The 23,507-nt window shown below is 60.7% G+C and carries 17 protein-coding genes; 5 read left to right on the forward strand and 12 right to left on the reverse strand.

Features of this window, described 5'->3' with window-relative positions; all coding sequences use genetic code 11:
* Positions 1 to 28: 28 nt before the first annotated feature.
* On the forward strand, positions 29 to 1,357 hold the full coding sequence (locus FHT84_RS01000; protein ID WP_183761151.1) for a PLP-dependent aminotransferase family protein: 1,329 nt from the start codon (positions 29 to 31) through the stop codon (positions 1,355 to 1,357).
* An 8-nt stretch (positions 1,358 to 1,365) separates the two neighbouring features.
* On the opposite strand, the gene FHT84_RS01005 is transcribed toward FHT84_RS01000, so the two are convergent.
* The 7 genes from FHT84_RS01005 to FHT84_RS01035 form a co-directional block, all read right to left on the reverse strand.
* Complete coding sequence (locus FHT84_RS01005) at positions 1,366 to 2,424, reverse strand: acyltransferase (protein ID WP_183761149.1); 1,059 nt, start codon at positions 2,422 to 2,424, stop codon at positions 1,366 to 1,368.
* Positions 2,425 to 2,462: 38 nt separating this feature from the next.
* Positions 2,463 to 3,278 carry a galactosyl transferase gene (locus FHT84_RS01010; RefSeq protein WP_183761147.1) on the reverse strand — a complete coding sequence of 272 codons (816 nt, stop codon included), beginning with the start codon at positions 3,276 to 3,278 and terminating at the stop codon, positions 2,463 to 2,465.
* 95 nt (positions 3,279 to 3,373) lie between these two features.
* Positions 3,374 to 4,870 carry a lipopolysaccharide biosynthesis protein gene (locus FHT84_RS01015; protein WP_183761145.1) on the reverse strand — a complete coding sequence of 499 codons (1,497 nt, stop codon included), beginning with the start codon at positions 4,868 to 4,870 and terminating at the stop codon, positions 3,374 to 3,376.
* A gap of 223 nt (positions 4,871 to 5,093) precedes the next feature.
* Positions 5,094 to 5,723: a DnaJ domain-containing protein gene (locus tag FHT84_RS01020; protein ID WP_183761144.1), complete on the reverse strand. Its 630-nt coding sequence runs from the start codon at positions 5,721 to 5,723 to the stop codon at positions 5,094 to 5,096.
* A 345-nt stretch (positions 5,724 to 6,068) separates the two neighbouring features.
* Positions 6,069 to 7,571 (reverse strand): DegQ family serine endoprotease, encoded by a 1,503-nt coding sequence (locus tag FHT84_RS01025; protein WP_183761143.1) that lies wholly within the window; start codon positions 7,569 to 7,571, stop codon positions 6,069 to 6,071.
* Positions 7,572 to 7,829: 258 nt separating this feature from the next.
* Positions 7,830 to 8,486, reverse strand: coding sequence for a DUF2161 family putative PD-(D/E)XK-type phosphodiesterase (locus FHT84_RS01030; protein WP_183761141.1), 657 nt, complete (start codon positions 8,484 to 8,486; stop codon positions 7,830 to 7,832).
* Between the two features lie 32 nt (positions 8,487 to 8,518).
* Positions 8,519 to 9,415: a LysR family transcriptional regulator gene (locus FHT84_RS01035; RefSeq protein ID WP_183761139.1), complete on the reverse strand. Its 897-nt coding sequence runs from the start codon at positions 9,413 to 9,415 to the stop codon at positions 8,519 to 8,521.
* A gap of 142 nt (positions 9,416 to 9,557) precedes the next feature.
* Between FHT84_RS01035 and FHT84_RS01040 the strand changes: the two genes are divergently transcribed.
* Positions 9,558 to 10,751, forward strand: a complete 1,194-nt coding sequence (locus tag FHT84_RS01040) for an MFS transporter (protein ID WP_183761137.1) — start codon at positions 9,558 to 9,560, stop codon at positions 10,749 to 10,751.
* Between the two features lie 27 nt (positions 10,752 to 10,778).
* Positions 10,779 to 11,609 (forward strand): aldo/keto reductase, encoded by an 831-nt coding sequence (locus tag FHT84_RS01045; RefSeq protein ID WP_183761135.1) that lies wholly within the window; start codon positions 10,779 to 10,781, stop codon positions 11,607 to 11,609.
* Between the two features lie 59 nt (positions 11,610 to 11,668).
* Here the strand turns inward: FHT84_RS01045 and FHT84_RS01050 are convergent, their stop codons facing one another.
* The 3 genes from FHT84_RS01050 to FHT84_RS01060 form a co-directional block, all read right to left on the reverse strand.
* Positions 11,669 to 14,929, reverse strand: a complete 3,261-nt coding sequence (locus FHT84_RS01050) for a cellobiose phosphorylase (protein ID WP_183761133.1) — start codon at positions 14,927 to 14,929, stop codon at positions 11,669 to 11,671.
* A 176-nt stretch (positions 14,930 to 15,105) separates the two neighbouring features.
* A complete protein-coding gene (locus FHT84_RS01055) occupies positions 15,106 to 17,574 on the reverse strand; it encodes a glycoside hydrolase family 2 protein (protein ID WP_183761132.1) in 2,469 nt (822 codons plus the stop codon).
* Between the two features lie 310 nt (positions 17,575 to 17,884).
* The gene (locus tag FHT84_RS01060; RefSeq protein ID WP_183761130.1) at positions 17,885 to 18,373 is read right to left on the reverse strand and encodes a pentapeptide repeat-containing protein; all 489 of its coding nucleotides are present in this window, start codon (positions 18,371 to 18,373) and stop codon (positions 17,885 to 17,887) included.
* A 283-nt stretch (positions 18,374 to 18,656) separates the two neighbouring features.
* Here FHT84_RS01060 and FHT84_RS01065 point away from each other — a divergent pair, with 283 nt between their 5' ends.
* Positions 18,657 to 20,750, forward strand: coding sequence for a bifunctional diguanylate cyclase/phosphodiesterase (locus FHT84_RS01065; protein ID WP_183761128.1), 2,094 nt, complete (start codon positions 18,657 to 18,659; stop codon positions 20,748 to 20,750).
* A gap of 140 nt (positions 20,751 to 20,890) precedes the next feature.
* Positions 20,891 to 21,316: a glyoxalase/bleomycin resistance/extradiol dioxygenase family protein gene (locus FHT84_RS01070; RefSeq protein WP_183761125.1), complete on the forward strand. Its 426-nt coding sequence runs from the start codon at positions 20,891 to 20,893 to the stop codon at positions 21,314 to 21,316.
* A gap of 62 nt (positions 21,317 to 21,378) precedes the next feature.
* Here FHT84_RS01070 and FHT84_RS01075 read toward each other — a convergent pair whose 3' ends face one another.
* Both FHT84_RS01075 and kynU read right to left on the reverse strand, forming a co-directional pair.
* Positions 21,379 to 22,209, reverse strand: coding sequence for an alpha/beta hydrolase (locus tag FHT84_RS01075; RefSeq protein ID WP_183761124.1), 831 nt, complete (start codon positions 22,207 to 22,209; stop codon positions 21,379 to 21,381).
* A gap of 37 nt (positions 22,210 to 22,246) precedes the next feature.
* A complete protein-coding gene (kynU, locus tag FHT84_RS01080) occupies positions 22,247 to 23,494 on the reverse strand; it encodes a kynureninase (RefSeq protein WP_183761121.1) in 1,248 nt (415 codons plus the stop codon).
* Positions 23,495 to 23,507: the final 13 nt, after the last annotated feature.

Consider the following 23,507-nt stretch of genomic DNA (forward strand, 5'->3'; position numbering starts at 1 on the left):
TTATTGAACATTAAAAATGGTGCGAAAAATGAGCGAAGATCGGGACGCGAAATGGTTTGCCGAAAAATTGAGCGATCGGACCATTCGCGGTATCGCGCTTGAGACGAGCGCGCTCATTCGCGCCGGCGCGCTGCCTGTTGGCACCAAATTGCCCCCCATTCGCGATCTCGCTTTTGCCCTTGGGATCAGCCCCGCGACCTTGTCCGAAGCCTGGAGCGAGCTCAGGCGCCAGAAGATCATCAGCGGACGCGGCAGGAACGGCACATGGGTCAGCGGCGATCGCTTCGTCGCCAAGCCGGCGCGGCTTGCAAGCGTCGGCGATTATGGTTCCGACGCCCTGAACCTCACGGCTGCCGTTCCCGATGTGCAGCTGCTGCCGAAGCTGGAGGCGGCGATGGCCTATGGGGCGTCGGCGGAAAATCTCAACAGCTACGAGCGCAGCCGCATCTTGCCGGAGCTTGAGCGCGAAGTCAGGAAGACGTGGCCCTACGAGCCGGAGGCGTTTCTGGCAACTAATGGCGGCTATAATGCCGTCTATACCGTGATCAACGCCCTGGTTATGCCCGGTGCTGCCGTTGCGATCGAAGACCCCACAGGCATGCGGCTTCTGGATATTCTTGAGGATCGCGGTGCGCGCATCATTCCGGTGAAATGCGACGAGGAGGGGCCGCTGCCGTCGTCGCTGGAAGAGGCGCTGCGGTATCGCCCGGTCGCTTTCATCTTCCAGCCGCGCATCCATTCTGTCACCGGCCAGAGCGTGAGCGCGGCTCGGATGGAAAGTCTCGCCGACATCCTTCGCGACAAGGATACATTGATCGTGGAAGACGATGGCGTTGCCGATATCTCGACCGCGCCGCGCCATTCGCTGGGCCGTCTCTTTCCCGATCGCGTCATCCATATCCTGTCGTTTTCGAAGACGCACGGGCCGGATCTCCGTCTCGCCGTATTGTCGAGCTCGCGGGCGATCGTCGAGCAGGTCCAGTCCTATCGCAGCTTCAGCGCCGGTTGGACGAGCCGAATTCTGCAGGCGGCCGGTGCCTGGCTGCTGCGCGATCCGGAAACGGCTGCATGTCTCGATCATGCCCGGCAGACCTATCGGCAGCGCCGGGCCGGCCTCATCGATGCGCTTGGCGAGCGTGGCGTCGATGCGCACCATGGCGAAGGACTATGCGCCTGGATACCGGTCTCGTCGGAGCCTTTTGCAATGGTAACGCTTGCCGCCAGGGGCATTGCGGTGCATCCGGGTGCCAAATTCTCCATTCTGCCCAGCAGTCATTTGCGCGTGGCGACGGCCAATCTTTCGGATCGCCTGGAAGAAGTGGCGGATGCGATCGCGCTCGCCGCCGTCCATACATGACGACAAATCTATCGGCTCGGCGTCGCGCCAATGCTTTTGGGTGCGCCCTTCCAGGCAGACGCATACTTTACCAGCTTCGCCGAAAGCAACGCAATCACGGAAATCGCGACGAGATAGATCGCTATGTAGACCGGCTGCGGCAGAGGGACGTCGCTCATCAGATGTCCGTAGATCTCGGTAAAACCGCGATGGCACATGTAGATCGGGTAGGAGAGGTAGCCGAGAAAAATGCCGGGCCGCTGCAGGCTGGCCGGCAATTCGAGCATCGTGCCGGCAAGGACGATGAGCGGCGAGATCAGGATGCAGAAAACAAGCGCATATTTCAGTGAATAGGTCGGAAGAAACAGCAAGGCCGAGATCGCCGCGATCGGCAGCAGGGCGGCATAGCTGGTCATGGTCCAGCCAAGCGCTGCGCTGCTTCGCAGTCGATAGATGATCATTCCGAGCGTGAAGGAGAAGAAGACACGGGCAAGACCGCCGTCCACCGAGCGCCATTCCCAGCCGAGATCGAGCGATTTGTGGAAGAGGACCGAACCGATCAGCAGCGCCAGAGATGCGGCGGCTATGAGGATCAGGCTTCGTGTTTTCAGCCGGAACAGCGCGAGCGCGAATACCAGATTGGCCAGCAATTCCCAAAATAGCGACCAGGCCGGACCATTCAGCGGATAGAGTGCCCAGATGTCACCAGCCGATCGGGTCAGAAAGCTCGGCGAAGGCAGCATGAAAAGCGTCGTGAGGATGCTTGCGCTCAGATCGGCACGCCCGACGCCTGCCGCCTGCCAATGCAGCAGCAATTGCAAAAGGCCGTAAACGCTGCCGATGAGGAAGAGCGGATAGAGGCGTGCGTAGCGCGCCTTCATGAAGGCAAGAACGGTCATGCCAGCGGCGAGCTTTTCACCGTAGGCTCTGGCGATCACGAAGCCGCTGAGCACAAAGAAGAAATCGACCGCAATATAGGCCGAAGGCGCATAGGGCCTATCGAGGTGGTAGACGACGACGGCAAAGGCCGCCAGGCCGCGCATCGCATCCAGGGCGGCGTATCTGTGTTTCGTTGCGTCAGCCGGCATTGATCGAAACCTCGTTGAGCGGAAGGATTGCGCCTCGGCTACCCGACGGCGCGCGCGCCGAAGAACTCGGTTCTCAAGTTTCGATCGAGCGGGCGCACCCGCGAAAGATTGCCCAGGAATTGGCGGGGATTTGTGAGGACGGACCGATTGAGGAAATGGGTTCTGATCAGGCCGGAGGATTTACTGTGGGCGCCGGCATGGCCGACCCGATAGATCGCGCCGCGGAAGGGAAGGGATCCGAGCGGAGAGCCGGCATCGGCCAGCAGCTTGCCGATGCGCACATGGCTGCCGAGCATGGATTTGATGTAATCGACCTCGGCGTCGGCGAAGCTTGCCGGCAATCGGTAGAGGTCGGAGCGGATGATCAGCGATGTGCCGCAGTAATTGGCGAAGTCGTTATGGTGCAGCAGCAGCCGGCCGCCCTCGTTCCAGAGATAGCCGCGGTCGATCTTCCAGCCGTTGGCGTCGGTATTTTTAGCCGCGAAATCGACGATGTTGGCGCTGACGAAATCGTCGTCGTCGACGATCATGAAGAAGCGGGTGTCGCGCGCAGAAAGCATGCCGCTCAGAACGCGGCGGCCCTTGTCCAGCCGGAATGCGTCGTAGACCTTCTCCCGGTCGGCGCCGTTGATGTCGTGCAGCTGGTTCGGGGGAAATGTGACCCGCTCCGCCGAGAAATTCGGCGGCAGATCGGGCAGATCGGCGCCTTCATTGGCAACCACGACGCCGCGCCAGTTGCCATTGGATTGTCCGGAGATCGAGGCGATCGTTTGCGACAGCCGCCGTTTCAGCGCGGGCCAATCGTTGGAATTGGCCTGGTGGCGAACGGGAATGATGAACGTAACCAGTGTCATGATGCGCCTTTCCGACATTTGCCATTGCTATTGCGGTGACCGAAAGGATCCATCCGGGATTTGCCGCGCTTCGATGTGCCGTTCGCCATGGCCTGCTACTGTACCTTTGCGCGGCGACCTTGCAGTGTCGTCCGCGCGAGGAAGAGAATCCTCTCCTTGCACAGGAGGAGGATAAGGCCCGAATAGGCAAGGCCGCCGACCAGGACTTCACAGATCAGACGGGCTGCAAGCGACCAGTCGTACAAGGCCGACGAGGTTGCCAGCACTGCGACGAGCATGCCGAGATAGGCGGCTATCGGCCGCAGGAACTGGCCGAAATATTCGGCGATGCTGAGGCCGATCAATCGCGAGACCATCCATAGCGTCACCGGCCACAGCAGCAGCACGCCCACCATAAGCCCGAAGACGACGGTCGCCACGCCGTATTTGTGAAGAAGAAGAACGGTCAAGATCGAGACGACGTTACGCACCAGCTGATAATAGAACCACCAGTCGGACCTGCCCTGGCTCGTGATCAGGGAGGCCTGGATGACGCCTATCCCGGCCATCAGCCCGATCACGCAGAAGAAGCGGACCGGCCAGATGGCGGCTGCCCAATGCGGTCCGAAGATCAGGGGAATGGCATCGTCGGCAACGGCTGCAAGCCCCATGAAGGCTGGGAAGGATACCAGCGAGCAGCCGAAGGTCGCCATGAGGAAGGCTTCGCGCACCTTGTCCTTGTCATGCTGCAGGGAGGAGAGCAGCACGTGACTGACCGAATTCAGCCCGCCCGACAGGACATTGTTGAGCATCTCGTAGAGCCGCCGGGCGAAATTGTAGATACCAAGGGCGGCCGGGCTCACCAGGGTGCCGATGATCAGCTGGTCGAGATTCATGGTCTGCAGGAAGCGGTTGCCTGAGGCATAGATGCCGTAATGCAGCAATTCGCGCAGGCTCGAAAGCTTGATCCTGAAACCCGGCAGCCATCTTGCGCCCCAGAATGCTGCGACGCAGGCAGCCGCCGGAGCCGCGATCTGGGCGATTGCAAGCGCCCAGAGGCCGAAGCCTGCAAAGATCAGCGCCAGACAGATGGACGCCGAGACGATCGTGGCGATCGCGGTCCGCGCCGCCGCCAGATGGAAGGACATGGTCCGGCCGATCAGGGCATTGGGGACGATGATCATCATGTCGAAGAAGATTTTCAGCCCGATGATCAGCAGCAGGCTGACGATCTCGTCATGTCCGACCCAATGGGCAAGATGGGGTGAAAGCAGGAACAGCGCGGCATAGAGGATAGCCGCGGAAAGGAAGGACAGCCAGAAAACCGTATCAAGATGACTGCGCCGAATGGATTTTTGCTGGATCAATGCTTCGCCGAAGGCCGTCGGCCCGAAGCCGGCGGTGAAGCTCACGATGGCGAAGGCGAGCGCGACCAGGCCGAAATCCTGCGGCAGAAGAAAGCGCGACGTAACAATGAAGACAAGGCTGTTGAGCGCCGTCGGGATCATCGTATCCAGAGCCGACCAGAAGGCACCCCTCAAAGCGGCCCGCGAGCGGTTTTCGCTCAGATGTTCAAAGACGATTTCATCCGCTTCGGAAATCAGCAAACGCATACCTCGTCGTCCAGATCTCGGAGCCGGGGTTCCGACGTCCGCAAATTGCGCCGTGCCGCTATCGCCCGATCGGCAGGACGGCTTACGGATGCATGATCTAGGCCAGCCCCTCGATTTGTCTAGGGATAATTGTTGCATTGCAACATTGCGTTGCCGAAATTGATCGCACCATCAAGGCAAACGCGAAATCCGCCTCCTCGGGACGGCCGAAAAAGCACTATTGCTACTGTGCGGCGGAGCGGACGTGGGGCTCGTCCCATTCGATCTCCGGTGCTGCATCGCGCTCTTCTCGAGTTTCGTCCATCACGTAGAGATAACCTTCGAGCATATCGCAGGCACGTTCGCTGGCGCCGATCTTCGCTTCCGTTTCACTGATGGCGGTCGCGATCGCCCTGATGCGGGCGCGCAGCATATGGCCGACCACATCCTTGCCCGGACGCTTGCCAAGCCGGTCGAGATGGAGGCCGATGCGGCTGGAATGCCGCTCGAGCTCGCTTTTGCTGAAATTCGCCTTGCGAATTTCTTCGAGAAGACTGGCACGCATCTTGGCAACCGGGTCGAAGGTTCCAGGTTCGCGCTCGTCGAGCACTATCTCGGTAATGAGTTTTTCGATGGCGACCAGCGCCTGCAGGTCGACCGCATCGGTCAATTCCACATCATAGCCGGTATCGTCGAACACTTTGCGGCGCACGGGATCGAGAAGCAGCTCGTAGGCCTTCTGCAGCTTGGCAAAAGCCTCCGTGTCGCCGCCGGAATCCGGATGGGCCGCCTTCGCGCGCTTGCGATAAGCCGCCTTGATCTGCTCTTCGTTCGCATCGCGTGCAACGTCGAGAATATCGTATGGATCAGTCACTCCAACTCCTGCCGCCGCTTATTCCAGTTTCGAGGCCCTAGCCGCTGATCTTGCCGGCGGGGTTTAAACTTGCCGCTAGGCTGTTTCAACCGGCCCCGGCGCTATTTGTACCATCAGAAAGGCAGAGTTTGGACAAAAAGAGTCCCGTGTCAAAACCGAATTGCCTCTTCTGTGGAAATTCAGCGTCTAGGATCGTTCGGTCGAGGAAGACGATCGAGCGTGCCTGCTTGAGCGGATAGAGTTGGCAACGATAGGGCTTGTGGAACGTCAGGGTCTTGCGGTGACCTAACGGCAATCGGCCCGCTCCCTTGAAGGAAGCGGGCCAATCAAAGAATGCTTCAGCTTTCAAGCGGCCGAGAACGGCACGGCGACGAAGGTCTTGTTGCCGTCGCGCTCGATCAGGAGCAGCACGGATTTGCGGCCATCCTTGCCGGCCTTGGCGACGGCCGTCTGCACCTCATGGGCGTTGTGGACTGGCTGATCGTTGACCGAGACGATGATATCGCCGGTCTGAATGCCGGCCGCGGCAGCCGACTTGTCCGGATTGACGCTGGCAACGACAGCGCCCTCGACGCCATGCGGCAGGTTCAGCTGCTCACGCACATCAGGTGTGAGGTTAGCAAGACCGACACCGATGCTCGGCTGGTTGGAGGGCTGCACCTTGCCGTCACTATTGTCGTTGGCGGCCTGCTTGCTGTCGTCATTGCCGCCGATGGTGACATTGACGTCCAAGCTCTTGCCGTCGCGCCACAGCGTGACCGAGCGCTTGTCGCCGGGAGAGAGGTCGGCGACCAGTCGCGACAGGTCCTTCGGTGTCTTGACGGCCTCGTTGCCGACGGCGGTGACGATATCGCCGCTCTTGATGCCGGCGCGTGCGGCTGGTGTATCGTCATTGACGCTGGCGACGAGCGCACCCTGCGCCTGAGAAAGGCCCATGGCATTGGCGACATCGGAGGTCACGGGCTGGATCGCGACGCCGAGATAGCCGTGATCGATCGAGCCGTTCTTTTCCAGTTTGGCGACGATCGCCTTGGCTTCATCGGAGGGGATGGCAAAGCCGACGCCGACACTGCCGCCGTTCGGCGAATAGATGGCGGTGTTGATGCCGACGACATTGCCTTCGCGGTCGACCAGCGGCCCGCCGGAATTGCCGTGGTTGATCGGCGCGTCGATCTGGATGAAGTCGTCATAGGGGCCGCTGTGCAGGTCGCGGCCGCGAGCTGACACGATGCCGGCGGTGACGGTGGTGCCGATACCGAAGGGATTGCCGATCGCCAGAATCTGATCGCCGAGCTTCAGCTTGTCGGAGTCACCCCAGGCAATGGTTGCGAGCGGCTTCGGAGCCTGGATCTTCAGGACGGCAAGATCGGACTTGGCGTCGGCGCCGAGCAGCTTGGCGGGCAGTTCGGTGCCGTCGTCGAGCGTGACCTTGATGTCGACGGCGTTCTGGATGACGTGGTTGTTGGTGACGATGACACCATCGGGGCTGATGATGAAGCCCGAACCGAGTGCCATTGCGCGCTGGCTTTGCTGCTGATGCGGCATCTGCTTCGGGAAGGGGATGCCCTGGTTTTCGAAGAACTGGCGGAACTGTTCGTCCATCGGCGAATTGCCGCCGTCGGCGCTCGTATCGGTCGCCTTCATCGTTGTGGTGATGGTGACGACGGCCGGCTTGTCGGCGTCGACGATCGGAGCGAAGGAGCCGCCGGGCGCGATGATGCCGGCCGGTTCGGCGGCCGAGGCGACGGTTGCGGATGTGCTGAAGGCAAAAGGCAATGCGCCGGCGCCGGCGATGATGGCGGCACCGACGATGGCGGCTGTACGATGTTTGCGGAGAAGAGAAGGCATGGCAAAAGTCCCTTGCGAGATCGTTGGCGGTTTGGCGGCCCGTCATATCGGGAACGAGCTTCGATTGATCCGCGCCAATTTGCGAGCGACTTGCTTCCCGTTTTTACTGAAGGAAGCAAAGTATAGATTTGAATTGGCGCTTGGGGTTAATATGATCCGCCGGGAAACTTTTACAAATTAAATATTGATCATGTTTTTATTGCGAGATTTTAAGATATTACATGAATTTAATGTTGCTCAGCCGGAATTTTTCCACATTTAGCTTTGCGCTACGGGCCATCTCTTGAGAGCCTCCGTTCCAAGCTCCGTCAGTGCGTAGATGCCGCGGTCGATGCGCTCGAACCAGCCATAGACGTTATCTCTCAGAATTTGTGGGGCCTTCGGTGCCGCTTCCCGCATGTCCTTCGGGCGCTGCACGCCGTTTTCGATGGCGGCGGCGCAGGCAAGCGCCTGCTGGCGATAGGCAGTCATGATCGGCTTGCGTGTGCTGCCGCCGAGAGCGGGATCGCCCTTGCGCCGGCGATGTTCGTCGACAAGGCGCGATCTGCGCCGCGCATTCTTGCGGGGCATCGGCGCAACGGGAGTGACGACTATATCGACTTGGTCGTTGCCCGAGACAGTAAGCATGCCGAAGCCTAGCCTTCGGCAAAGATCGCGGAACCGGCGATCGCCTTCCCGGCCCTTGCCCTTTGCCGAGACGCGGGCGGCGATCCAGACTTCGTCGCTGGCCGCGGCCCGATCGACAGCCTGCAGGATGAGCTCAAGATTGAAGCTCATCTTCAGCTCGCAGATGACGACGATGGGCGGTTCGCCGTCAGTCAGTCCCACAAGGTCGCAGCCGCCGATTTCGCCTTTCACGACATAGCCTGCGCCTTCGAGAAATGACTTGATCGGGAGATAGAGCGCCGTTTCCAAATCCGCCTCCGGCCTTTGAATATCGTCTTGTTCTATCCGATTCGGTTAACCAGAAAGTCGATAAAGGCGCGGATGCGGGCGGCCAGATGCTCATGGCCGGCATAGACGGCGTGGATATGCTCGATGTCTTCCGGATTGAAATCGTCGAGGATGGGTACGAGCCTGCCGGCGTCGAGATCCGGCTGGACGTGGAACTGGCCGACGCGGGCAAGGCCTATCCCCGCAACGCAAAGGCTGCGAACGGTCGGGCCGTTGTTTGCCTGGAGGTTGCCTTGCACGGTTTTCACGAAATGGGCGCCGCTCTTCGGATCGCGAAAGGGCCAGCCTTCGGCAGTCGGTCGGAAGTTGAACGTGAGGCAGTTGTGATGATCGAGCTCATCCGGCGTTGCCGGCCGGCCGTTTCGCTCGATGTAGGCGGGTGCCGCGACGATGACGCGGTGGCTGTCCATCAGTTTGCGGGCTTTGAGCGAACTATCCCGCAAGATACCGGCGCGGATGGCGACATCGGCCCGCTCGCCGACGATATCGATGACACTGTCGGTCAAGGAGATGTCGAGTTCGATCTCAGGATAGCGCCGCAGAAAATCCGGGATGATCGGCACCAGATAACAGACCCCGAAAGCGACGGAGGCGCTGACGCGCAGCGGGCCGCGCGGCACCGCGGCGCCGCCTGATGCCACGATCCGTTCCGCTTCCTGAATATCGGCCAGGATCGTTCGTGCCTTTTCGAGATAGATCTCTCCCTCGGGCGTCAATTGCAGGGAGCGGGTGGTACGCACCAGGAGGCGAGTGCCCAGCCGCTCTTCCAGCCGGGTGACGAGCTTGCTGACGGCCGAGGGCGAAAGACGCAGCCTGCGGCCAGCTGCGGAAAAGCTGCTGAGAGTGGCCACCTGAACGAAGACATCCATCTCGCCGGCGCGATTGTCCATTTGCAACTCACTCTTTTGAATTCAATTCACAAGTGTTGAGTTGATATAGCCGATTATCGTTCGAATGTCGCTACGCCATATTCTTCCCGAACAAGAACTCGCGCATCCGCAGCTGGCGGGTGCCATTTGATCGGGTGATCTCATGCCTCTGGCTCTCTTTGCCTTGACGATCGCTGCCTATGCGATCGGCACAACCGAATTCGTCATCGTCGGTCTCCTGCCCACCGTCGCAAGCGACCTTCACATCAACCTGCCGCTCGCCGGTCTCATTGTCAGTGTCTACGCACTCGGCGTCACCTTCGGTGCGCCGATCCTGACGGCGCTTACCGGCCGCATCGAGCGCAAACCGCTGCTGCTCGGCCTGATGGCGCTGTTCATCGTCGGCAACGGCATGGCCGCCTTGAGCCCTGGCTATGCGCCGCTGCTCGTCGCGCGCGTGCTTTCGGCCTTCGCCCATGGTGTGTTCTTCTCTGTGGGATCCACCATTGCCGCCGATCTCGTGCCTGAAAACCGCCGTGCTTCCGCAATCGCCATGATGTTCATGGGCCTGACCGTTGCTATCGTCACAGGTGTTCCCCTAGGCACTTTCATCGGCCAGACTTTCGGCTGGCGCGCAACCTTCGCAGCCGTCGCGGGTCTTGGCATCATTGCCTTTGTCGCCATTCTGCTGCTTCTGCCGTCCAGCCTGAAGAAGGCGCCGCCGGCCGGCATCGGTGAACAGGTCCGCGTGCTTGCAAGCGGCCGGTTGCTGATCGTCTTTGCCATGACGGCACTCGGCTATGGCGGCACCTTCGTCGCCTTCACCTTCCTGGCGTCGATCCTGCAGGAAGTGACCGGCTTTGCCGCTTCCGCCGTCAGTCTCATTCTTGTGCTCTACGGTATCGCCATTGCCATCGGCAATGTTGTCGGCGGCCGTCTTGCCAACGGCAATCCGGTCCGTGCATTGACCTGGCTCTTTGTCGCTCAGGCTCTCGTGCTTGCTCTCTTTAGCTTTACCGCCGTCTCGCCCTGGCTTGCCATCCCGACGCTTGCGGCGCTTGGCTTCCTGTCCTTCGCCAATGTGCCCGGGCTGCAGCTCTACATCGTCCAGCTTGCCCGGCAGGTTCGCCCCGCCGCAGTCGATGTCGCCTCGGCGCTCAATATCGCCGCCTTCAATCTCGGCATTGCCGCCGGAGCCTGGATCGGTGGGCTGGTGGTGGAATCCTCGCTTGGCCTTAGCGCCACGCCTTGGGTCGGCGCGATCCTGGTCGTCGCGGCTCTGGTGCTGACCCTGTGGAGCGGCGCGCTCGACCGCCGCTCGGCTTCCGCGGCGCAGGCCGTCTCCTGCGCCGCCTGATCAAAACCCGTACCGAAAGGATCATTCATGAAAATCGTCAGCGCCAATGGCGCATCCATTCCCGCCCTGGGTTTCGGCACTTTCCGTATGCCGGGGCCTGATACGGAACGCATGGTCGCGCATGTTCTGGGCAATGGCTATCGTCACATCGATACCGCCCAGATCTATGGCAACGAGGCCGACGTCGGCAAAGGCATCCTTCGTTCGGGTATTGCTCGCGGCGACTTGTTCCTGACCACCAAGGTCTGGGTCGAAAATTATCGGCACGATGCTTTCATTGCCTCGGTGGATGAAAGCCTGAAGAAGCTGAAGACCGATTATGTCGATCTCCTGCTTCTACACTGGCCAAACGACGCGGTACCTCTGGCCGAGCAGATTGCCGCATTGAACGAGGTCGCAAAGGCAGGCAAAGTTCGCCATATCGGCGTGTCCAACTTCAACCGTGCCCTGATGCGCGAGGCGGTTCGGCTCAGCGACCTGCCGCTCGTCACCAACCAGGTCGAATATCATCCCTATCTCGACCAGTCGCCCATCCTCGAGGCCGCCGCCAGCCTCGGCATGTCGGTGACCGCCTATTACGCCATGGCGGATGGCAAGGTGCTTTCCGATCCGATGCTGAAGGACATCGCCGCCAGGCACGGCAAATCGATCGCCCAGATCGTTCTGCGCTGGATCGTGCAGCAGGGGTTGATCGTCCTTTCCAAGACTGTGTCGGAAGACCGTGCGGCGAAAAATGCCGCCATCTTCGACTTTGCGCTTTCGCAGGATGAGATGGCTGCGATCCATGCTCTCGCGCAGCCGAACGGGCGTATCGTCAGCCCTGACGGCCTGGCGCCGATCTGGGACGAAGCGGCTTAATATTGATGGTCCAGCGAACAAGGGAGCCGCTCAGCGGCTCCCTTTTTGTGTTTGGTGGCTCAAGCCTTGAAGTCCAGCTCGACCTCGCAGGCGCCGATCGAGGCTGGCAACAGCGGCTTGCGGCTGCGCTGGCCGAATTGCCGCTTGAAGCCGAAGACATTGCAGATCAGGCTCTTGGTATAGAGACCGGGACCGCTCGAATAGATGCGCCAGCCGCCGTCGACGGCGATATCGCCCGCCTTGACGCGCGCCCATTGCGCAGATGCCTGATAGCGGTCGTCGAAGGCCGCATCGCTGCTGCTGAAATAGGTGTTGCGCTGGCGCAGCGACGCATGCTCCACCCGGCCGCTGACGGCGATCGGGTTGGCGAGCGCGAGCGCCTGCCATACGGCCTCCGCGTCGTCGTCGAGGGCAAGGGCCTCGCAGTAGCGCAGATGCGCATGCACATACATGAGCCCGATCTCGCGACCGAAGAAGGACGAGGATTCGGCGCGACGGAAGAGCTTTTCCGGACCACCGGAATAGGTTGCCGGCTTTTCCATCAATCGGACGCCATCCGGGAACAGCAGGTTCTCGCGGATGATCTTCATGTGGGCATGGCGCTGATCGGGCGTGAAGAGGCCGCCGATCATCGGCTGGGTCATCGCGATCAGCGAATAATGGAGACCGGTGCGCGTATCCTCCGGATGCAGCAGCAATTCGACACCGTCATGGCTCGGATCGAAGACGCCATAGCCGGCAACGATGCCATCGCGCATCAGAAGCCGGTTGAAATCGGCGCGCATGGCAACGGCGGTCGCCTGCAGCGACTGCGCTTCCTCATTGCGGCTGGCGAGCGTCAGGATATTGGCGTAGCGCACAAGCTGTTCATACAGAAGTGAAACAGTCCAGCTGCTGACCATCCAATCCCGCAGATGCGGGTCGGCCGGCTGCAGGCTGTCGTTCCAGTCGCCTTCGCCGTAGCGGATGAGGCTCGTGCCCGGCACGAAGCGGCTGCGCACCGTCTCCAGCAATTTCTCGACGTGATCGGAGATCGTCGCACGTTCCGACGTCAGCTGCATCGTGTCGTCGGCGCGCCACGGCACCGTTCTGGTAAGGAAGGTGAGGTCGCCGGTCGCTTCGATATAATCGCAGAGCGCCTTCAGCGGCCAGACGACGATATCGCCATGCGCCTCGCCGGCGCGGATATTGGCATAGGGCTCCAGCATGAACCATTGCGGCCAGTCGCCGCGATCGCGGTACTGCTCTGAAAAGAGCGTCGAAAGGATCTGCCGGACTTCTTCGTCATGCTCGTAGGCAAGCAGGAATTCGATCGGCCCCTGGCAGACGTCGCGCGTGCCCCAGGCAGCCCCCGTATATTGTTCCAGTCCATGCGGCACGCTCAAATGCACGATCGCATCATGCGCGATCCAGGGCAGCATCACGGCTTGTGCCGCCACATCGCGGCCATCGCCTTCGATGCGTGCGCCCCGCGTCACATGGCTCCAGAAGCGGCGCGCCGGCGCCAGCATCTCTTCACTGTCGACACCGGCGCTGTAGCGCGCGGCAAGAGCTTCCGCCGCATCCGGATCGGTCATCGAGCCCGTGACGGCAAAGCGCAATTCCTTCGTCGGATGCGATTTCAGCGCGATGAACGGGCCGTTGCGGGTCGTGCCATCGGTGTAAAGCAGCTCGTCGCCGCCGATGGTCTCGAGGGCATCCGGTGTCGAGGTGACGAGATGGTATCCAGCCTTTGGATATCGATCCCATAACCAGGACGGCTGCGGCCGGAAGGAGATACGTTTGGCTGCCGCATCGACCGAAATGTTCGCCACGGCCTCATAGTCGCGTTCGCCGAGGACGATATGGCCGAAGACGAGGAAGCGGCAGGCTTCGCCCTCCGCCGAAATGCTCCATTGCATGGCCGGATCGTCGCCGGAGGCGATTGCCGAAACGATGATGGTGCGACCGGGGAGCTTGTAGATCCAACGCGTGTCGCTCAAGCCCATCTCGAAGGCGGCGGGCACGCCGAGTAGGCGCCAGCCATCGCCAAGGTCGACGAGAATGCGCAGGCCGCTCGACCGCGTCAGATTGTAGGGATCGCGCGAGACCGAGAACAGCTTGTGGAAGGAGGTGTTGCCGATGGTCAGCTGCGCGGCGAAGATGCCCTGCATCCAGCAGGTGGCAGCCAGCGTCTGGTCGTCGAGCAGCATGTTCTGGCCGCTGCGAACGATAGCGCCATGGCGGCGGGTCACCAGGCGTTCTTTTTCCTGGAGCACGATGTGCCTGTTGTGCGGTCCATTCGGCACGAAGAATGAGAGCAGCTTTCCGTCGGCATGTTCTTCCAGCATACGCTGGGGGTAGAGCGCATCGATCGCGGCTTGATCCAGGCCGCCGCTTTCCGCAAGCGGCGCATCCTGCACGAGGCTGCGTACCGATTGGGCGACAGCAATCGTGTCGATCGCCAATTCGCCCTGAAGTTTCGGCAGGCCATCGAGATGGGCAAGATCGGCATCGCTGGAAGCGGTCGGATGATCGGCGACGAAGAGGCCGAAGAAGGTCGTCGCAGTTGCATCGCCTGCTGCGAGCGAAAGCGGCTTCGACTGGATCGCCGGGCAGGCGACCTCATGCTGGCGGCGCGCGCTGGGCAGGCTGGTGCCGAAGTCCGGCACCATGACGCCATCGTCGCCCTTCGATGGCACCAGCAGCTGGATTGCATCGGTCGCGTAAGCCGCGGCACCCTCGATGCAACCCTGTGCGAGCCAAGGATTTCGCCCGCCGCCCTGCTTAAGATTTTGTCGATTCATGATGACAGGACCGAAGGCGGCATGGGTGGCGATGTGATGGTCGATATATTGTGAGGCATAGGCCTCGCTGTTCATCAGGAAGCCGCGATCGCCGAGGCCGACATCCTGAACGAGAACGAGGTCGGCTGAAATGGTGGCGCTCGTACTGTTCTGCAGCGATACTTGCCAGAACCATGCGGTTTTATTCGGGTGCAGCCGTAGACTGACCGTATGCTTCACACCGGCCGTCTCGCCGCTCCAGGAAAAACCGTTTCTGCCATGGCCGAATTGTACGGCAGCCTTCGGACCGACGATTTCAGCCGTTACCGGCTTGGCGCCACCGATGCGCAGAAAGAGCCGGCCGATGCCACCATAGACGGGCGAACCGAGCACCTGGTTGATCATTATGCCGCCCTGCTGGTCGGCAAAATCGATCGAAAACAGCGTGCCGTTCGGCAGGGCGGAAGCCGAAAGACCGGCGGTGTTGCCGAGTGTGATGAGGCCAAGTTCTTCGCGGCGGGGCGTTTGAAAGCTGCGATTGGTGTCCGAGGACATAAGCGTGATCTCGCTGATTCATGGATCGGATGAGGGGCACTAGATCACAAGGCGACGACCGATCATAGAAGGCAATTCACCATTCACCAGCGCAATCTTTTGTGACGGCTTACGGAAAATACACGCCTCGATCCGGCGTAATGCGCCGGATCTTTTCCGTGAGAGAGCACCCGGTTTCAATGATGCGGAAGCTCCGCAACCTGGTTGGCCGTGCGGATAACAGCCGAAAGATCGGCATCGTCGAAGGCTTCCTTGGAAATGCCTTTGATCTTGAAGGTCCTGCTTTCGCCCGGCGCGAGATTGACCAGCATGTCGTCGACTTCGGCATTCGGGCTGATGCGATCGACGAACAGGCAGACATCGCGCAGGAAGGACTGCGCTGTGATGGTGACAGCAATGCCGTCCGTCGTCTGGATGCTCTCGATATCGAAGCGGGGCTGAGGATACTGCAGCTGCATGTCCTTCTCGAAGAACCACCAGGCTTCCGCATCGCCGAGGCGGGCACGCAGATATTCGCGGCGCGGATCGCCAGGGGTCGCGACCTCGGTCGGGATCTCGATATCGGAATTCTCAAAGCGGTCGCACAGGATGCGCCAGACGTGGTGGCGGGCGAGCAGCTTGCCGGTGAAATCGAAACGCTCGACCGTGAAAGGCACGCGCCAGAACAGGGTCGCATCATTGACGGCAATGGCGGCCAGCCGATCGCCGCGCGGCTGGATGGTGAGGAGATGCGGCGCATAGCTATGTTTCAAGGCATACCAGAGCGGCTTCTTCCGGCCGGCGCCGTCGATGGCCGCCCAGGAGGTGACCGGCCAGCAATCGTTGAGCTGCCAGACGATCGTGCCCATGCAGGTCGGCCGATGCGAGCGCATGTGGTCGATGCCATAGCTGATCGCGCGCGCCTGGTTCAGCTGGGTGACGAAGAGCCAGTCGTCGAAGTTTTCCGGCGGTGAGAACCAGCCCTCCAACCCCATCAACAGCTTGTCGTTGCCGGCCGTTGCCTTTTGATGATGCAGCACGCCTGGCGAGGCCGGAGCGCGGTCCTTCTCGCGAACGGATTGGGCAAGGGTTGCGAAGGTTGGCGGCGCCTGCCATCCGAATTCGGAGCAGAAGCGCGGAATATAGTTGCGGTAGGTCTCGTAGCCCACCTCGTTCCAGACGTCCCAGATATGCTTGCAGCCGTGCTCGTCCGCGTTCGGCGCGATCTCCATGGAACCGGAATAGGGGCTGCCCGCCCAATAGGGGCGCGTCGGGTCGATCTCGGCCACCAGCTTCGGCAGGAGGTCGAGGTAGTAACCGGCGCCCCAGGGGCGATTGCCCAGCACATCCTGCCAGCCCCAGTCGAAATAGCCCCAGATATTCTCGTTATTGCCGTTCCAGATGACCAGCGAGGCGTAAGCCATGAGCCGTGTGATCGCTTCGCGCGCCTCCGCCTCGATCTCACTGTAGACCGGTTCTTCTTCGGGATAGGTGGCACAGGCAAACAGGAAATCCTGCCAGACCATGACGCCGGCAGCATCGCATTCCTCGTAGAACGTGTCGGTCTCATAGATGCCGCCGCCCCAGACGCGCAGCATGTTCATATTGGCGTCGCGGGCCTGCGCGATCCGCTCGCGATAGCGTTCGCGCGTCACGCGCGGCAGGAAGCAATCGTCGGGGATCCAGTTGGCGCCGCGGGCAAAGACCGGCACGTCGTTGACGACGAGGGTGAAGGCGGAGCCGATCTCGTCCGGTGTCGTATCCAGCCGCACAGAGCGGAAGCCGACGCGCCGCTTCCAGCCATCAAGCGCCGCACCGTCCGAGCCAAGCAGCTGCAGGTCGAGATCGTAAAGCGGCTGACCGCCCATGCCATGCGGCCACCAGACCTGCGGGTTGTCGATCCGGCATTCGATCAGCGCATGGGTCTCGCCTTGCGCGACGCGGACCTCGGCGCGCTTGCCGCCGATGGAGAGCAAGAGCGCCGCGCTATCCGTGCCCTTGTCGGCCCATTCGATCTCGACATGCAGCCGCGCGACGCCCTGGCTGCCTTGCAGGGTGATTTCCGGCCGGATGCTGCCGAGGCGCGCCTTCGACCAGCTCTCGATGACAACAGGTTTCCAGATGCCAGCGGTGACAAGGGTCGGACCCCAGTCCCAGCCGAAGTTGCAGGCCATCTTGCGGATGAGATTGCTCGGGCCGGGATAATTCTGGGGGATATCGGCGGCGCTGCCCAGCTGCTTGCGGACTTCCTCGCCATGTTCATAGGCGGATTGGAAATCGACGATCAGCTCATTACGGCCGCTTTTCAGCTTATTGCCGATATCGAAGCGGTAGCTGCGATGCATGTTGCGGGTTTCGCCAAGCAAACTGCCGTTCAGTTCCAGGCGTGCCGCCGTGTCGAGGCCGAGGCAGGAAAGATCGATGCGCTTAGCGTCTTCGCTATCCCAGTCGAAGGCCAGACGATAGCGCCAGGCGGAACGCCCAATCCAGTCCTGCGAGATTTCGTTGACGTCGAGATAGGGATCGGTGATCAGCTGCGCCGCCATCAGGTCGAGATGCACATTGCCCGGCACGGCGGCGGGAACCGAATTGGGCAAGGCCGGTGCGCTGGAGGGTGCGCGAAGACGCGAGAGGGTCCAGCCGGTGTCGAGCGTCTGTCTTTTCATGGCATGCGTCCGTTATGAAATGGATGTCTCAAACAGCCTTTGGCGTGATGAATTGCCGGCCTGCCTGCGGATGGCGGTTCATGCGATAGACGTAGGCGATTCGGTTGCGTTGTATCAACGCCTTGGTGATCCCGCTGTGTTCAATGTAGGCGCCGTCGATGGCGTTGCGAGAGTGCTTGCCCCTCCATGAGCCGCTGCAACAATGGCCGCAGAATGCCATAGGCTTGTGACAGGGACCGACTGCCGGTTAAGCAGATTGAGATGTCAATGAGCTTGAAGATACGTGTCTGCGATGCTGAGCGGCGGGCGGTTATATGTTCAGATTGCCTTCAGGCGAGAATGCGAAGTCACCGGTGCCGGTAAACAGAAAGTCCCTAGTCAATCGAGTATGGGTGAAACTGCAATTTTCGAACCGCACTCGGATCGCGACGGCCTCCGAAAGATCAACATCGACAAAACGGCAGGAAGAGAAGATCGTTCCGGAAAGATCCGTCCTGAAGAACCGCATCGCGTGCATCGCACATGCCTCGAATTCGCAATGAAGCAACTCTGCCTTCGAGACCGGTACCGACTCGAAGGCGCAGTTCTCGATCCTGTTGCCGATCCAGGTGCAGCCACTTAGTGATTGCGTTGCAGAAAAGTGCGCGTTCCGCAGAACCGACATGGCAATGGTGGCTGCGCTTAGGTCAAGTCCATGCCAAACAATGTCCGAGAGATCGGCATCGCTGAGGTCGATACCGTTTTCACTTGCCTGGGCCAGAAGATCTGCTTCGAAATCCTTTTGGGAGATTTTTCTCATTGTCCGTGAAGATGCCTTTGCCACTTCGATTTGGCAAGCGGCAGCATATTGCGCCTTTCGATCGGCGGTATATCACACAGTTCTCGTTATTCAGGGCGATAGCTCTACAAGATCCGACGTCCTCGTCGGTCGGCATCCGATAAGAGGAAGCAGTCGGTTGCATATTTGATGGGCTTTTGCTTAAAGTTTAGGCTAGTCTAGCATTTTGATTTTATTTAACTTTTTCAATCATAAATCGTCAATTCACAGATCTTAGAACACGAATTGGCAAGGTCGATCTTCCATGAATTCCGTTTGGCTCGATGCCCCAAGCGACGATTTTCGATCGCTTTTCAAGACGCATCCGTCGCCTATGTGGGTGTATGATCCGCAGACGTTGAGATTCCTGATCGTGAACGATGCCGCCCGCGATCTCTATGGCTATGGTCACGCGGCGTTCGCCGATATGACCGTACTCGACATCCGGCCGCCCGAAGAGCGGGAGCGCATGCTGGACGCTGTCCATCGGCGCACCGACATGGAAACGGCGCAGCGCTGGACGCATCTGAAGGCCGATGGCGAGACATTCGAAGTTCTGACCTACGGGCGGGAAATTCGCTTTAATGGCAAGGTGGCAATCCTGGCGATCGTCCAGGATCGCACCGAGGTCAACGCTGCGCGACGCCAGGTCGATGCCACCCAATCGCTGCTCGATAGCATCGTCGACAATCTTCCCGTCGGCGTCTTCGTCAAGGATATGGAGCGGGATGGCCGTTATATCCTGTTCAACGAAGCTTGCGGCGCCATCGTCGGGCAGGCAGCACCGGATGTGATCGGCAAGTCGGATCGGGCGATATTTTCCGACGAGCAGACGGCGCTTTTCCGGGAGCAGGACAAGCTTGCCTTCGAGACCGCCGCAACCGTTTACTTCGAGGAAACCATCCATATGGTGGATGGAGTGACACGCATCCTGAAGACGGCGAAGCGGGCGCTTCCCGCGCCGTCAGGGCAAGCGCCGCGCTATGTTCTCGGTATTTCCCAGGATGTGACCGAAGAGCGCAGCGTCGAGGCGCGGCTTGCGCATCTTGCCATGCACGATTCCCTGACCGGCCTTCCGAACCGGGCCTTCTTCTCGGAGAGCATCGTGCGGCAGGTTGCGGCTGCGACACCGGAAAAGCCGATTGCGCTGCTCTACATCGATGTCGATCACTTCAAGCATATCAACGACAGCAAGGGACATGCTGCGGGCGATATGCTTTTGCGCCAGGTTGCCGAACGCTTGCAGCAGCTCGCGGAGAGAAACGATCTGGTGGCGCGCCTGGGTGGAGACGAGTTCGCACTGGTTCTGAGGATGACGGATGTCGGGCGCGCCCAGCGTCTCGCCGATTTGCTGCTGCTGTCGTTTTCGACACCCTTCGATCTCGATGGCGTCCGCGAGCATGTGACCTGCAGCATCGGCATTGCCATGGCGCCGGAACACGGCAGAGATGCCGATGTCCTTATGCGGGATGCGGATTTGGCGCTCTATGCGGCCAAGAGCAGCGGCCGATCGACCTATCGTTTCTACCAGACCGAGATGCGGCTTGAAGCGGAGCGGCGCCACCAGCTTACACTCGAGCTTCGGGAAGCCCTGCAGAACGACGAGTTCGAACTCCACTATCAGCCGATCATCCGGCTGGACGAAGATATTCTCTCGGGGTTCGAGGCGCTGATCCGCTGGCGCCATCCCAGGCGTGGGCTCATCTCCCCGGCCGAGTTCATCCCCGTTGCCGAGGAGACGGGAATGATCGTGCCGATCGGCGACTGGGTATTGCGGGAAGCCTGTCGGACTGCGGTGGAATGGCCCGAGGAATTGAAGGTGGCCATCAACTTGTCCGTCTATCAGTTCCGCCACGCGAACCTGCTGGCCACCGTCGTCTCGGCAATCGACGAGACAGGTCTCCGCCCCGGGCGTCTGGAGATCGAGATTACGGAATCCATTCTGCTCTCCGAGGTCGAGCAAAGCCTGTCGCTGTTGCGCGCGTTGAAGGAGCTTGGCATTCGCATTGCCATCGACGATTTCGGCACAGGCTATTCGTCGCTCAGCTATCTGCGTGCCTTCTCCTTCGACAAGATCAAGCTCGACCGCAGCTTCGTCGCCGGCATGGAGGCCGATCCTGGCAATCTCGCGATCGTTCGGGCCGTGGTCGGCATAGCCTCGGGCTTCAATGCGGTAACGCTTGCGGAAGGCATCGAGACGGAGGCGCAATTGGCCAAATTGCGTGCCGAAGGCTATGACGAGGTGCAGGGCTTCCTGCTGGGGCGTCCGATGTCGCGCGAGGATGCTGTGCTGCGAATTCTCGGTGAGACCCGGCCCGAGCACGCTTTGCACGCCCGAAAGCGGGCGGCGCAAGGATGACATGTGAAAGGGCTGAGCAGGCCGGACCTGGAAAAATAAAAAACTTCGACTGCCATTGTCGGAAGTCGTGATCGAGCAACGTCCTTGGAACAGCCCGACGATAAGGGCGGATATGCACAACCGTTTCCAAGGAGACCGATATGACCGATGCAGCAGAACAATCCCAACAACCTCGCGTGCCGGTTCGCGGCGGCGTCGTGGCCTATCTGACAGTGGACGGTGCCGCGAAGGCTGCCGAATTCTACAAGCGCGCCTTCGGTGCGGAGGAAGCCTTCATGTATCCGGTCGACGAGAAGGGCCGGACCATGCATATCCATCTCTATATCAACGGCAGTTCGGTGATGCTGGGCGACGCCTTTCCCGAATATGGCCATGCACTGGAGAAGCCGCAGTCTTTCGTGATGCAGCTCGTCGTGGATGAGCTCGATTTCTGGTGGAAGCGCGCCGTCGATGCAGGCGCTGAGGTCGTGGTCGAGCCACAGGTGATGTTCTGGGGCGATCGCTGGGGCCAGCTCCGCGATCCATTCGGCGTTCTCTGGGCGATGAATGCGCCGGTCAACGGCTGACGATATATGCCCTCGGTGTTGGTAGCGCCGAGGGCATTTCCTCTGATCCGGCTGCGAAGATGCTATTCTGCAAGCAGGGTTTGTGTCAGAGGGTGCTCAGCGTCCGTAAGGCCGTCCAGGATCGAATAATGGTGCTTGTCCGGTTCGACCACGACCGCCGTTGCCGCGCCGAGTCCGGTCCAGATATTGGCGAGCAACGCATTCTGGCGGATGAATTCGGCGCGTTCGGCACCCCCGACCCAGCAGGTGAGGCGGACGGCCTCGAGCGGCTCCAGCAGGGCTGGGCTTTCGGTTCTTGCTTCGGTGTCATCGATGCGAAGCTGCTCGTTCATGCTGCGCCTCATGATCGGCCGCAGGTCATGAAGGCCGGAAATGGCAAGCACATGGCGAATGCGGTTGCGGATTGTTTCACGGAGCGGCGATGTCGTTGTCATCATGCGGGCAACGAGCTGACCTCCGGCTGAATGACCAGTCAGAACGATGGGGCCGCCGACGAGTTCGGCGGCTTTGGTAGTCGCGGCCGCAATCTCCTTGCCGATCCCGGCGATGCGATTTTTCGGGCAAAGAGTGTAGGACGGGATCGCGACCGCATATCCTCTGGCGATAGAGCCTGCTGCAAAGTGCGACCAATAGCTTTTGTCCAGCTGCAGCCAGTAACCGCCATGGACGAAAACCACCAATCCCTTCGGCTGGCCTTCGGGCAGAAGGAGATCGAAGCGATTGCGCTCCGCAGGACCATAGGCCAGATCGAGTTTCGCGCGTCTCGCGGTCGTCAGCCTGTCACGGAAGGACTTTGCCGGCTCGACCCAGGCGGCCGGCCATTGATCTCCGTCGACGATATAGGCGCTATTGGTATAGGCTGCGTCCCAATCGTTGACCCTGAAATAGCTCATGCTCAGCTTCCTCTCTCCAGCTGCCGACGCCTGTGGATCAGGTCACGGCCGCTCGCACCGCAAAGCGCGTGTCCTTCCATGATCCGCTGCTCAGGATTTCCTCAAGCACCGTCGCGGCGCGCCATACGTCGCGATAGCCGACATAAAGCGGCGTGAAACCGAAGCGCAGGGTCGATGGCGCCCGGAAGTCACCGATGACACCGCGCTCGATCAGCGCCTGCATAACCTCATAACCGTTGTCGTGCTTGAAGGAGACCTGGCTGCCGCGCCTGCCGCTGTCGCGGGTCGTCTCCAGCTCGACGCCATATTGGCCACATTTCGCTTCGACCAAGCGGATAAAGAGCTCCGTGAGCGCTATGCTTTTCGCGCGCAAGGCCGTCATGTCCACTTCGTCCCAGATGGCCAGCGCACCCTTCAACGCTCGCAGCGACAGGATCGGCTGCGTGCCGCAGAGAAAGCGCTTGATGCCGGCATCGCCATCGAAGCTCCGTTCGAAGGCAAAGGGGCGCGCATGGCTCCACCAGCCGCTGAGCGGCTGGACGATCGATGCATGGTGGCGCTTTGCTGCATAAATGAAGGCCGGCGCGCCCGGGCCGCCATTCAGATATTTGTAGGTGCAGCCGACGGCGAAATCGGCGCCCGCACCATCGAGATCGACGGGCAGAGCGCCAGCGCTGTGGCACAGATCCCAGATGACGAGCGCGCCTGCCGCCTGGATGCGTTTTGTCAGCGCCGCCATGTCGCGCAGCTCGCCGCTCTTATAATTGACGTGGTTGACGAGAACGACGGCGACGCTGTCGTCGATCAGTTCCTCGATGCTTTCGGCATCGCGGCCCTCGAAGCGGAGCGTCAGGCCAGGGCGTGTCGAAGCCACGCCCTCCGCCATATAAAGATCGGTGGGGAAACTATCACCCTCCGCAACGATCACATTGCGGCCGGGCCGCATGGCGAGCGCTGCATGCAAGGTCTTGTAGATGTTGATCGACGTGGAATCTGTGACAACGGTCTGGCCTTCGGCGGCGCCGATCAGCCGGCCGATACGGTCGCCGAGCTCGAGCGGCAGATGAAACCACCCGGCACTGTTCCAGCTGCGGATCAGGCCGTTGCCCCATTCCTCCATGGCAGCCTGGCGCACTTCGGCAAAGACCTCGTGCGAGGCCGCGCCGAGCGAATTGCCGTCGAGGTAGATGACGCCGGCGGGCAGGGCAAAGCGGCTGCGAAAAACGCGCAGCGGATCGGCCTCGTCCATGGCCTCGACGGCCGCGAGATCGGGAAGGCTATCCATGATGTCGTTGCCT

Source organism: Rhizobium sp. BK289 (assembly GCF_014193575.1).
Classification (GTDB): Bacteria; Pseudomonadota; Alphaproteobacteria; order Rhizobiales; family Rhizobiaceae; genus Rhizobium; species Rhizobium tropici_C.